General features: G+C 53.4%; 8 protein-coding genes. 3 read left to right on the forward strand and 5 right to left on the reverse strand.

Annotated features, from left to right (window positions below; genetic code table 11):
* Positions 1-64: 64 nt before the first annotated feature.
* From SQ11_RS09105 to SQ11_RS09125, 5 genes are all read right to left on the reverse strand, one after another.
* The gene (locus tag SQ11_RS09105) at positions 65-3613 is read right to left on the reverse strand and encodes an FAD-dependent oxidoreductase (RefSeq protein WP_041513840.1); all 3549 of its coding nucleotides are present in this window, start codon (positions 3611-3613) and stop codon (positions 65-67) included.
* A 230-nt stretch (positions 3614-3843) separates the two neighbouring features.
* Positions 3844-5130, reverse strand: a complete 1287-nt coding sequence (gene cysN, locus SQ11_RS09110; protein WP_041513841.1) for a sulfate adenylyltransferase subunit CysN — start codon at positions 5128-5130, stop codon at positions 3844-3846.
* Positions 5131-5297: 167 nt separating this feature from the next.
* Complete coding sequence (gene cysD / locus SQ11_RS09115; protein ID WP_052494133.1) at positions 5298-6233, reverse strand: sulfate adenylyltransferase subunit CysD; 936 nt, start codon at positions 6231-6233, stop codon at positions 5298-5300.
* 75 nt (positions 6234-6308) lie between these two features.
* Positions 6309-7100 (reverse strand): phosphoadenylyl-sulfate reductase, encoded by a 792-nt coding sequence (locus SQ11_RS09120; protein WP_041513842.1) that lies wholly within the window; start codon positions 7098-7100, stop codon positions 6309-6311.
* A gap of 30 nt (positions 7101-7130) precedes the next feature.
* Entirely contained in the window at positions 7131-9221 is a 2091-nt protein-coding gene (locus tag SQ11_RS09125) for a nitrite/sulfite reductase (RefSeq protein WP_041513843.1), read from the reverse strand.
* Positions 9222-9454: 233 nt separating this feature from the next.
* Here SQ11_RS09125 and cysB point away from each other — a divergent pair, with 233 nt between their 5' ends.
* The 3 genes from cysB to SQ11_RS09140 all read left to right on the forward strand — a co-directional run bounded on the left by cysB (position 9455) and on the right by SQ11_RS09140 (position 13411).
* Positions 9455-10381, forward strand: a complete 927-nt coding sequence (gene cysB / locus SQ11_RS09130; protein WP_041513844.1) for an HTH-type transcriptional regulator CysB — start codon at positions 9455-9457, stop codon at positions 10379-10381.
* Positions 10382-10472: 91 nt separating this feature from the next.
* A complete protein-coding gene (gene mutL / locus SQ11_RS09135; protein ID WP_041513845.1) occupies positions 10473-12272 on the forward strand; it encodes a DNA mismatch repair endonuclease MutL in 1800 nt (599 codons plus the stop codon).
* Entirely contained in the window at positions 12269-13411 is a 1143-nt protein-coding gene (locus SQ11_RS09140; RefSeq protein ID WP_041513846.1) for a cupin domain-containing protein, read from the forward strand. The genes mutL and SQ11_RS09140 overlap by 4 nt, the downstream gene beginning before the upstream one ends.
* Positions 13412-13649: the final 238 nt, after the last annotated feature.

Raw genomic sequence — 13649 nt, forward strand, 5'->3', positions numbered from 1 at the left:
TGGGCGCGATGAATTGTCCGGATTCACGAAAATGGCCCATTTCTGGCAGGGATTCCCGGTAATCTCAAGTCCCGACCTGGTTCGTTTCCTTTAAGCAATGGCTAATCCACCGGGTGGTAAGCTTCTCCTGGACGCTGTTCTGGCGTAAGCGCGACGCCAGTCCGCCGAAATCAACCTGATCAAGCGGTTGATCCTGGTTGAAGCATGAAAATACGTAGGTAATTTCGCCTGTCTCCGGATCTTTGTGCGGTTGCAGGCACTGGGCGCAGATTTCTTTCATCATGCACTGCATCGGTGAATTGATGGAGCCGATCGCATAATGATCCGTTTTCAAATAGGGCTGAAGTTTATTATGCCGCGCGGCACCTACCGCCGCCATCATTCGATCGGAACCAATGGCGATGATACGGTCGGCATCCGACAACGGAATTTTCTGCGGACCCAACGCACCGCTGCCATAGGCGGCCATCGCCGCCACGATATTGCCAACATAGCTAAGATCATCCGGCCGGGAGGGCATGAAACCTGGCGCTTCATCGCAACACCATACCACTACGTCCGCCGCCGCCTCGATTTCCGCTACCTTATAGCGATCGATCAGTTTCTTGTAACCGGCAAAATATAAGATTTTCGATCCCGCGGCGCGGGCTGCCGCACCAATGGAGAACAAAACCGCATTACCCAGTCCGCCACCTACCAGTACGACGGTTTCCTCCGGCAAGATCTCCGTGGGGGTACCGGTGGGGCCCATCAGCACCACCGGGTCGCCAGGATTGAGTTTGGCACACAAGTCCGCCGATCCGCCCATTTCCAGGGCAATCAGCGATACCAATCCGCGAGGCACGTCGACCGAGGCTCCCGTCAGGGCAATGCCCTCCATCGCCAGTTTCGTATCACCGACGGTGGTAGCGAGCGTGGCAAAATTCTGGAAACGGTAGAATTGGCCAGGGTGAAAACGCTCCACCGCCATGGGCGCATGTACGACTACTTCAATGATATTGGGGGTCAACCGCTCGACCTTATGCACGGTGGCGCGTAATCGCCCGTTTATTTCGGCAAAAAACACGCTGGTGGGCTTTGCCGATGCCGGCTCGACGCGTCCGAGCATCCGGCTTACCACCGGATAACCCTGTTTTGCGCTGGACATGGCCTTCACCACATTACCCGAATAAGATGGATGCAGGTCACCGAAAAAGCTGATGAAACGTCCGTCGCCGCAACGGCTAAGCAATACCATCGAGGTATCCGGCTTGGGGTTTCCCCGGGGGGGGCTCACCGGGTCGCCGTTTTCATCACAAGCCGCAAAATAACGTCCGTTCAGTTTGAAATTCTTTTCATCTTCCCTTGCGAGTACCGTGTTCGGCTGGGTTCCCGCCGCAACCAGGACGGCGCGGGCTGGTAATTCAGCTTCCCCGGTTTTTTGCCATGAACCCGTTTCATCGAGGATCTGTACCGAGAACTTCACGGACTTCGCATGTTCCCACTTGTCGGCTTCCACTCGCACAGGCGTAAGGCCTTCGGCAAACCAGATGCCCTCCTCCAGGGCCTTCTCGACCTCTTCGTGATTGAGCGTGTAGGACGGGCTGTCGATAAGCCGTTTCCGGTAAGCGATGGTGGCGCCACCCCATGATTGAAGCAATTCCAGTACACGCGGTGCCCGTTCCTCCTTTTCTGCCATCTTGCGCTCTGCGCGGATGGCACGGGCGTGATCGAGAAACTCCTCGGCTATTTCCCGCTCTTCCTCATCCCATGCGCCACGGATCGCCGCTTCACCCTGCACGGCTGTAAGGATCTCATAGCGGCGAAGAAATTTTTCCACCTGTACGGGATAATAAGCCAGCGCTTCGGTCGCCGTGTCGATGGCGGTCAGGCCTCCACCGATCACTACCACAGGCAACCGCAACTGCATGTTGGCAACGGAATTAGTCTGCGCCGCACCGGATAACTGCAGCGCCATCAGAAAATCGGAAGCGGCGCGAACGCCGCGCGCCAGCCCATTGGGCATATCGAGCACCGTGGGGCGTCCGGCCCCCGCCGCCAACGCCACGTGATCGAATCCCATGGCCAGAGCGTCATCGGCGGTCAGCGTTCCGCCGAAGCGGACACCGCCAAAAAGTGCAAACTCTTCACGCCGCTCCAAAAGCAACCGGATCAGCTTCAGAAAGTTTTTGTTCCAGCGCACGGTAATTCCATATTCGGCAACACCCCCAAAACCTCCGGGCATGCGCTCATCCAGATTCTCTTCGAGTTCGCCGGCATTACGGATGGGATTGAATGAAACATGTTCACCCTGACTGTTCACCCCTGAAAGTTCTGGGTCCAAAGGCTCTATCTTGAGACCGTCGATGCCAACCACGGTATGGCCATCGTTCATCAGATGGTGCGCCAGGGTATACCCGGCGGGTCCCATGCCCACTACCAGCACCTTCCGGCCGGTTGGCGCCTTCGGCACCGGCCGGCGCAGGTTAAGTGGATTCCAACGGGTAAGCAGGCCATAGATTTCAAAACCCCACGGTAATTCAAGCACATCCTTGAGTGTGCGGGTTTCTGCCTGCGGAATATCAACCGGCTCCTGTTTCTGGTAAATGCAGGACTTCATGCAATCATTGCATATACGGTGACCGGTACCCGCGCACATGGGGTTATCCACTACGATCATTGCCAAGCCGCTGACAGCAAGCCCTTGAGTCTTGAGTTTGTGGAATTCGGAAATGCGTTCCTCCAGCGGACATCCGGCAAGCAGGACACCCAACTGGCTTTTTTTGAAAGAAGGTAATTCTCCCGGCGCCTTTGGCTTCTCCTTTAATCCTTTTGAACACGAATCCTTGCCTTGCTCGTGACACCAAATACAGTAATTCGCCTCATCCAGGGCGCCCACCAGATCGGTGCCGGAATCGGTGAGCGCAAAACCTTCCCGACGGCGTATATGATGCAGGCGGTGAACGGTATAGCCTGCGGCGGTGTCTGCATCCGTTGACAAGAGGTGCATATAATCAAGTTTGGCGGGGGCCTTGAACAATATGCCATGCTGATTACGTTCCCGCCCAGCCGCTGTTTTCAGCGACCACGCCGCATAGAGCAAAGCCGCCTTAAGCCGCTCTTCATTCGCGTTCTCATCCAACAGCCATTCTGTGACTTTGGTTGCAAAAATCAGTTCGGAGAAGGGTTCCGCGAATTCAGCAGCCAGCTTTTCCTCCAGTGCGATTCCGTCCACTGCGGTCGCTTCTGCTTCGCTCACCTTGTTCATCGCCCGGCGCTGCACGAACTGTCTTTTGCAGGCATAAAGCGGGGCCAGCTGATGATGGCGGGCCGCAAGCGCACTGACCTCTTTTTCAATGCCGAACAGCCTGGCAATGAAATCCTCCATCCACGGCGCAACCTCGATCAGCAGGGCTGCTTCGTCTTTGCGATCCAAACTGTCGGGATTGGCGCGGGCAAGATCCAGGCGAACGCGCAGTCCGGCTTCGCCTTCATGCAGAAAATCGAGAAATGCCTGATCCAGTCTTACCAGGCCATCGCGGCGATACAGATCAGCAAAAGCCATGTCGAATCCCAGTACGGGAAAAGCGGCCGTTGCCGGTTCAGAGTGAAGCGCCGATTGTAAACTTGTCATAATAAGGTCATCGATAGTATGAAGATGAATCAAAAAAGAGACAGCAAAAATGTAATCGCTATTTCTTATTAGAACGCGTCCGTGAATAAAGTTTTATACCCCTATCCAATGTATGTTTTTCCCTCGCCAAAAAATATAAAAGCGGCAACGCCGTCCTCCCTCCGCGTTGTCCGCCCTAGCTGCCGTGTTGCTTCACAACCTGAACAGCCTTAATGCCGAAATCAAAATGATCAATCCTTTACCGGACAAATCATGCCTGCGGCAACAGTATTGTTATTCACCTCGTCGATAACAATAAAACTGCCGGTGGCATGGTTGCGCTGATACTGATCGCATACCAGGGGCTGGTGCATTTTCAGCGCAACTCGCCCGATGTCATTCATTTTCAGGGTTTCCACCGCTTCATGATTGAGTGTATTGATATCCACGCGATAATCTATGCGTGTCACCAGCGCCTTCACGACGCGTGTCGTCTGCTTGACGAGATATTTTCTCCGCGGGTCGAGGCTCTGTTCAGACAACCAGCACAGCATCGCCTCAAATTCTTTTGTCACCCGGGGAATATCTCCCTCGGTTTTTACCAGCATATCGCCACGGGAAATATCCAGATGGTCTTCAATGGTCAGCGTAATCGACTGGGGCGCAACCGCGCGATTGATAGTCCCATCATAAGTCACGATTTCCTTGATACGTGAAGCCAGGCCCGAAGGAAGCACCTTCACCGCATCTCCGACGCTGATGAAACCTGATTCGACTCGCCCCATGTATCCCCGGAAATCATGCATTTCCTCGGTTTGCGGACGACACACCAACTGCACCGGAAACCGGAAATCCTCGAGATTGATGTCATGGTCGATGGGAACACTCTCCAGCAAATCCATCAATGCCATGCCTTTATACCAGCCAAGTTTCTCCCCGCGCTCCACCACCATATCCCCATTGAGGGCGGACATCGGAATGTATGCGATATTATTCAGCCTGAGCCCACCGGCAAACGTGGCGAAATCCTCGCAGATCCGCTCGAATACCTCACGGGAGTAATCCACCAGGTCCATCTTGTTGACCGCCACCACCAGATGAGGGATCCCTACCAGACTGGCCAGATAGGCATGCCGGCGCGACTGGGTGAGCACCCCTTTGCGCGCGTCAATCAGGATAATGGCCAGATTGGCGGTGGAAGCCCCCGTCACCATGTTACGGGTGTATTGCTCGTGACCGGGAGTGTCGGCGATAATAAACTTGCGTTTGGGTGTGGCAAAATAACGATAGGCCACGTCGATGGTAATGCCTTGCTCACGCTCCGCTTGCAAACCATCGGTGAGCAGCGACAAATCGATACCCTCCATGCCGCGCCTGCGAGTCGTGTGGGTGATGGCGCTCAGTTGGTCTTCAAAGATGGATTTCGAATCATGCAGCAAGCGCCCGATCAACGTACTCTTCCCGTCATCCACACTGCCTGCGGTAATGAAACGCAACAACTCGGCGTGATCAAATGAAATATTTTCAATTGCTGACATTTACCGCCCTTCTGGAAATTTTTTCACCTGGAATTTCCCTGTTCTTTGTATTTGGATTAACGTTTGATAAATTCAAAATTCCGGGGTAACCCGTACACCCTGTAAGAAAGCAAGGAAAAGCAGCGCACCCTTATCGCCTGACGCCGATTTATTTGTGAGGGACTGCCTCAGAAATACCCTTCTTTTTTACGCAGTTCCATGGATGCATCCGAAGTCTGATCATCCATGCGGGTGGCGCCGCGCTCGGTGATCCGGGTGGTCGCGGTTTCGGCGATGATTTCGCCTATATCGCGCGCCGTGGACTCCACCGGACAGGTACAGCTCATATCTCCCACCGTGCGAAAGCGCACCATGATATTTTCCGCTTGTTCCCCCTCCTGGGGTTGCACCAGGTGGGAGACCGGCAAAAGACCGCTCCCGCGTCTGATTACATCGCGCATGTGGGCGAAATAAATATGCGGCACTTCCAGTTCCTCGCGGGCAATGTATTCCCAGACATCAAGCTCGGTCCAGTTGCTGATCGGAAATACACGGATATTCTCTCCCGGATGTACACGGGTATTGTAGATATCCCACAGTTCGGGCCGCTGACTCTTCGGATCCCATTGACCGAATTCGTCGCGGAAGGAAAATATACGTTCCTTGGCCCTCGCTTTCTCCTCATCGCGGCGCGCGCCGCCAATACAGGCATCGAAACGAAATTCGGCGATGGCATCCAGCAGTGTTACCGACTGAAATGCGTTACGGCTCTGATTTTCAGAACGAAGCACCACTCTCCCCTGCAGGATGGAATCTTCCATGCTGCGCACGATCAACCGCTCACCCAATTGTTGGGCCCGGCGATCACGAAATTCGATCACTTCCGGAAAATTATGGCCGGTGTCGATATGCAGCAGTGGAAATGGAAAACGCCCTGGACGAAAGGCCTTTTCCGCCAGCCGCAGCAGCACAATGGAATCCTTGCCGCCGGAAAACAATAGTGCCGGATTGGTGCATTCCGCCGCTACTTCCCGCAAGATATGGATGGCTTCACTTTCCAACGCATCCAGATGGCCCAACTGCCTTGCAATACGCCGTTTAGAGGCTGCCGGTTCATTTTTCATCACGGAACTCGGAACGGAAGTAATAAATTCCTGAACATTTCTCAATAAGGGATCCATCGCTCAATCCTGATAGTTTCAAGAACCATGGGACTTTATCAGAGCCTGGACACGTTTTTTCTTGTCGCCCTGAGATTGGCCCGGAACGGACAAGTCCGCCGGCAAACGGGAAATCACCGTATTTTTATGCCGCTTGTCCGGATGTAAACCACATTCCTTGATTTCGGGATTTTCCCACCACCAGCGTCCGGCCCGGACATCTTCTCCGGGAGTAATGGCACGCGTACAGGGTGCGCAGCCGATGCTTGCGTATCCCTTGTCGTGCAGCGCATTATAGGGAACATCGAACTGTTTGAGATAAGCCCACACGTCGGCTAGACTCCAATCCAGCAGCGGGCTGATTTTTTGCAAACCATTGTCAGCATCAAATTCCGTTTCCGTCAAATCCTTTCTAGTCGGCGCCTGATCGCGACGCAGACCGGTGATCCATGCGCGCTTTCCACGCAAAGCACGTTTCAGCGGTTCCACCTTGCGAATATGGCAGCACGTTTTACGTAACTCCACACTGTCATAGAACGCGTTGGGGCCATTCTGCGCTACAAATGCTTCCACGGCAGCGGCCTCGGGAAAATAGACGGGAACACGAATACCGTAGCGTTCCGTCACCTCTTTCATCAGGCTATAGGTCTCTTCCGGCAAGCGGCCGGTATCCAGCGTAAACATTTCAATGCCGGGATAATATCGGGCAATGATATCCGTCAACACCATATCCTCGGCACCGAAACTGTTGGCGAAAACGGCCGGGGCATAATCCGCCTGCACCGTACCCAACAGTGTCCGCACGTTGGCAATCTTTTGATCCAAGCTCATGACCGATTCAATAACAGGCATCAAGGTTTATTACAATGTGACCGACGATTGTGTCGGCTGGAATGATTTGGCTGAAGCCTTTAGCGGCAGCGCACCCGTCAGATCAAGCTGGCGGTCGAAACCGAGGCAGAATTCCGCTGCCTCCATAGTCCACGCATCCAGGTCGGAAAACCACTCCGTCAGTCGAACATCATTCAATTCTTCGACCGGGCTTGCGAAATCCTCCGCGAATTTAGCCAACTGCCTGGATAAACGCGGCTTGGTAGGCAATACGCGGCGCAACTCCTCCGCCTGTGTGACCAAATCGTCGTGCCTCTGGCCACTGAGCAATTCCGTTATCCCCTGGCCGATCAAACGGGCGATCTCCTCGGCACACTTGACCGAGTCTTCGAATTTTCGCTGGAACTTCAGCGCATCCCGGTAATTCCGCTCATGAGCCGCTTCAAAAAAACTGGAACCGATTTTTACCTGACTCACTCCTGCGCATTCACCACCGCCCAATTGCAATACCTTGAAATCACCATCCTTGCCATGATCGCGCAAGACCGATTCCAATTCTTCCGGCTTGACTTCTCCCAGATCCGCGAGCAACTCGGTGAAATAGACTTTGCCCACACGCCGCGTCCAGGAAAAAAACGTTTCATCCGCTTCACGATTGGACGCATAAGCCGATTTCACCCGCTCCACCGCCATCTCGATACGTGCCGTGGGGATTGATGGGCCTTTGATCGCCAGTGCACCGCGCGCCATCCCATTGCCGCCGAAATACATCTGATAATGCGGCACAAGCTTGCCATGCATGCGCTTGCCTTCACCATAAATGCCGATATCGCCGGTCTCGGGCTGAGCGCAACCGTTATGACATCCTGAAACACGGATTTTCAGATCATGCTTGCCACCGCTCAGTTTAGGCCCGACTATCGTGCTTGAAGTTATTCCCAGACGGCAAGTTGAAGTCCCGGGACACGCCACCACATCATCACCCGCCTGGGGCTCGCCCAGACCCAGCGCAGCCAGATCGGCCCGCAGTGATTCGATTTTGGTTTCCGGCACATTCGGCAGAAACATGTTCTGATCCTGTGTTGCACGAATTTCATGCAATCCATGAGTCTCGGCAATACGGGCAAGGCCGCGCAGTTGCACCACGTTTAAATTGCCCATCGGCACACTGATCGGAAATACGTAATAGCCAGGCTGCTTTTGCGCGAACACATGACGCGGCGCGCCAATACCGGGAACTTCACTGTCAGCGCCGCCGCTCCATTCACCCGTTGGATAATCCTGAGTTGCCAGCGCCGTTTTAGTGCGGGCCAATTCTTCGCGATATTTCTCGATAAAGCCCTCGGGGCCGAATTTGTCGACCAGAAACTTGATCCGCGCCTTGGCACGCTTAATACGATCGGAATAGCGATTGTGCAATGAAATAACAGCCTCCATCACGAGCAGCAAATCCTTTTCTTCAACGAATTCCTCAACAACGATGGCCTCGTGCGGCTTATGTCCAAGACCTCCTCCGGCCAGAACCTTGAAACCGAAGCGGTCACCGTTGCGCACCGCGACGATTCCCATGTCGTGCATCATGCCTTGGGCGCAATCGGATTCACAAGCCGAGAAACTGATCTTGAATTTGCGCGGCATTTGCTGGGTGAGCGGGTTGCGCAAGAAATGCTGGACCGCCCCGTCGAGGTGCTTCGTGACGTCGACATGCTGGCGGGGACATACACCCGACAGCGGGCAGGCGGTGACATTGCGTATCGTATTGCCACAGGCCTCGCGCGTCGTCAATCCGGCTGTGGCCAAGTGGCGCAGTACCGCCGGCGTATGCTCCAGCGGTACGTAATGCATCTGGATGTCCTGACGCGTGGTGATATGCACGACATCGTGACGCGCATATTTCTCCAGCATATCGGCGATCACGCTCAATTGCGGCCCGTTCACGCGCCCGCCAGGAAGCTTGATGCGCACCATATTGACACCTTCCTGCCGCTGCCCATATATCCCCATTTGCAGACGGGCGGCGGTAAAACGATCGACGTCCATGCGCAGGCCTTGATAGTCCTGCAGCGCCTGATCGAACGAATTTATTTCCTCATCGTTGGCAAGGTAATTCAAGTGACTCATCTGAAGCCTCCACAATTTATGGCCGTAGCATCCTGACGCTAGTGGCAAGAATTCAACATTTCTTACTCAAACGTAACCCGGCTTTATCATGTCCGCCAAGCCCACGCGCCGTCTACCGGCTAAATAACCCGATATGGTGCCTCGAAAACACCATAATAGCAACGGGTATATATATCACGAAAGAATATTATGTTAGATTATTATAACCTAATGTTATTTAGAGGGGGAAGATCATGAAATTGCAACAATTGCGTTATTTATGTGAAGTTGCCAATCAGAATCTGAATTTGTCCAAGGCTGCGGAAATCCTGCATACCTCGCAACCGGGAATCAGCAAACAAATTCGTCTCCTGGAAAACGAACTTGAGGTGGATATCTTCGTGCGCAACGGCAAGCGTGTGATTAAAGTGACGCCGCCGGGACAAGCCATCCTGGAAATTGCGGAAAGAATGCTGCGAGACGCAAAAAATCTGAAACAGGTCGGCCAGGAATTCGCGAATGAAGCCACCGGCTCTCTTACTATCGCCACAACCCATACTCAGGCACGATATGCGCTACCCTCGGCAATCAAACATTTTACCGCACGTTACCCAAAGGTGAAATTAATTTTGCGCCAGGGAAATCCGACCCAGATAGCGGAACTGGTTACATCGGGAGAAGCGGACATCGCCATCGCCACCGAGGCGATCGAGTTGTTCGAGGAGCTGGTAATGCTGCCCTGCTACCAGTGGAATCGTTGCATCATCGTCACGCCGAGGCATCCCCTGCTTAAACTTGAGCGATTGACGCTGGAAGCTATCGCCCAGTATCCGATCATTACCTATGATTTTGCTTTCACCGGCCGATCGAAGATCAATCAGGCGTTCGACGCAAAAGGTCTGATTCCCAACGTGGTGCTTACCGCCATTGACGCGGATGTAATCAAGACATACGTGGAATTGGGATTAGGCGTCGGTATCCTGGCGCAAATGGCATTTGAGCCAAAGCGTGACAAGCATCTTCGATCAATTAATGCGAGCCACTTATTCGAGCCGAGCACTACTCGCATCGGCATTAGCCGCAATAGCTATCTTAGGGGATATATTTATGATTTTATAGAAACTTTTGCTCCCCACCTTGACCAGGAGGCAATTAAGGCCGCGATGAAACAACATTCATGAAAATAGCGCAGAGGTTCTCGGGACAGTCTTGCACATAACATGCGAGAACACGGGACGGTATAATGTGGTTCATTTTAATTCCATTTTGGCAATGAACGCGATCAAGCTTCTTCCCGACCTGCTTATCAGCCAGATCTCTGCCGGAGAAGTCATAGGACGCCCAGCCTCGGCACTCAAGGAACTGCTGGAGAATAGCGTGGATGCGGGCGCTACGGAAATAACGGTGCAGCTTCTCCAGGGCGGAATCAAGCTGATTCGCATCGCGGACGATGGAACCGGAATTTCCCGGGATGATCTGCCGCTTGCGCTCACCCGCCATGCAACCAGCAAGATCAATGCGCTGGAGGATTTGCAAAGGGTGGCAAGCCTGGGCTTCCGCGGTGAAGCGCTGGCGAGCATCGCGGCGGTTTCGCGCCTGACATTGGCAAGCCGTGGGGTGGGGGAGAAACATGCCTGGCGGATACAAACAAAAGGCGGTTATCTCTCGTCGCCTGAGCCTGCGGCCCTTGCCTCGGGCACCACGGTGGAAATGCATGACCTCTATTTCAATACCCCGGCACGGCGTAAATTTTTAAAGACCGAGGCCACCGAATATGCCCATTGTGAAGAAGTATTCAAGCGGATTGCATTGTCGCGCGCTGACATCGCCTTTACGCTGCAACACAATGGAACCATACGCAAGCATTTGCGTCCGGCGGAGGCACGGCTTCGCATTTCGGCAATACTGGGAGATGAATTCGCCCAAACCTCGGTATTCATCGAGGAACAAGCGGCGGATTTACGGCTGTGGGGGGCAGCAGCGTTGCCTCACTATTCACGATCATCCCGCGATAACCAGTATTTTTTTGTCAATGGACGGTTCGTACGCGACAAGCTGATTGCTCATGCGCTACGCGAAGCCTATCGCGATATCCTTCATTCGGATCGGCATCCGGCTTTTTCGCTGTTCCTGGAGATGCATACCGATGGCGTGGATGTGAATGTGCATCCTACCAAAACCGAAGTTAAATTCCGCGACGCACGCGCCCTGCATCAGTTCATTTTTCATGCGCTCAACAAAGCACTGTCATCGCCGCAATCGGTACCCGCAGCCGCCATATCCGCAGTGCGGAATCAAGAACCGAACGGGAGCCAAACGCTGATTACCCCATTTTCCACCTATTCACAGCGTGCCATACCGCTAGCATCGCCTGTGCTTCCAGGCACGGCGGCCCAGTCACAAGCGTTTTATCAGACCTTGTTTGGTACCCGTCCGGAATCGCCCGGCAATTCGACATCAGCCGTGACGGTTGACGAAAAACAGAACATTCCGCCACTGGGGTTTGCTTTGGGGCAACTCCTCGGCATTTATATTCTGTCGCAGAATGAGCGCGGCTTATTGATCGTGGATATGCATGCCGCACATGAGCGCATATTATACGAAAAACTCAAATTAGGACTCGACAACCACAAACTCTCGATGCAATCCCTGCTGATTCCTTCAACATTCCCGGCGGACAGCCTGGATATCGCCACAGTTGAGGAAAGCAGCGCCGTTTTGTGTGAACTTGGATTTGAAATCTCGGTGTTTTCCCCCACCATGCTGGTGGTGAGAGCGGTGCCGGCCGCGCTCAAGGATGCCGACGTGGTGAAATTGGCGCATGAGGTATTACGCGAGATCCGTGAATTTGGCGCCAGTCAGGCATTGACCAGCAAGCGTAACGAACTTCTCTCGACCATGGCCTGCCATGGCGCGATTCGCGCCAACCGTATACTGACCATTCCGGAAATGAATGCGCTGTTACGTGAAATGGAAACCACCGCACGCTCCGGCCAATGCAATCACGGCCGGCCAACGTGGTTTGAAATCAGTCTTGCCGATCTCGACAAAATGTTCATGCGAGGCAGATGAAAATCGGACTCCTGGGCGGTCTATCGCCAAGAAATTTTCTACGCGATTACTGGCAGAAAAAACCCTTGTTGGTGCGTGGCGCCGTGCCGGGCTTTCAGGGATTGCTGACTCCCGGCGACCTCATGGATCTCGCCTGCCGAGAAGACGCGCAATCGCGGCTAATTGCACAGAAGAATGGCAAGTGGCAGGTCAGGCACGGTCCTTTCACACTTCGTTCTTTTTCACGTTTGCCCAAGACACAATGGGCACTGCTGGTACAGGATGTCAATCACTTTCTTCCCGCAGCCCGCGACCTGCTGCTTAAATTCAATTTTATCCCCCATTCACGCCTCGATGACCTGATGGTCAGCTATGCGCCCAGCGAGGGCGGGGTCGGCCCTCATTTTGATTCATACGATGTTTTCTTGTTGCAAGGAATGGGGCGCAGGGTTTGGCAGATATCCGCCCAGCGGGACAAACAATTAGTTGAGGGTGCATCCATAAAAATCCTGCGTGAGTTCAGAGCGGAACAGGAATGGGTGCTGGAACCGGGTGATATGTTGTATCTGCCCCCCGGCTATGCTCATAATGGCGTGGCGCAAGATAATTGCATGACCTACTCGATTGGCTTTCGCGCACCCAGCTATCAGGAACTTGCTACCCAATTTCTCGTTTACCTGCAGGATCATGTCGAAATCAAAGGCATGTATGGCGACCCCGGCATTGCTTTACAGGCCAATCCGGGGCGTATCAGTGCGGCCATGTTGGATCAGGCCGGTGCGGCGCTCGAGAAAATCAAATGGACCCGCGCAGATGTAGAACATTTCATCGGCGCTTATCTCACCGAGCCCAAGCCTCACATTTTTTTTGTGCCGCCACCAGATCCTCTAACCGAGAAAAAATTTATCCATCAAATTAAAGAAAATGGATTACAACTGGATCTGAAAAGTCGTATGCTGTATGGAAAGAAAACTATTTTTCTGAATGGGGACGCATACACAGGCGGTGCTATTGCCCGCCGGTCGTTGAAAATGCTCGCTGATCGCCTTATATTGTCGACAGCGAAGCATCTTAATGACGAGGCTCTTGCACTGTGCTATCAATGGTATCTCTATGGTTATATTGAAATAGCAGGCCAACCCGCCGGGATTGGCGCATAATTTGTTATCGATTTGTGTTCACTTCGCTCCGGCGGTTGGCGACACAACCGGCAATACTCCGCATTGGGGCCATGAGGTAAAAAAATGCTCGAAAACTGCTTTGACGATTTACCGAAAGCCTTGCCCCTCGGCCATTACCACTATCACCTATGGCTTTGGGACGGACCATAAAAACTGGACAACATATCTTAATTCTGCTATTAAGATAGTGGTCTTTTCAGATTTGAATGGCCGAATG

The sequence above is a fragment of the Nitrosospira sp. NpAV genome (assembly GCF_000832065.1).
GTDB lineage: Bacteria > Pseudomonadota > Gammaproteobacteria > Burkholderiales > Nitrosomonadaceae > Nitrosospira.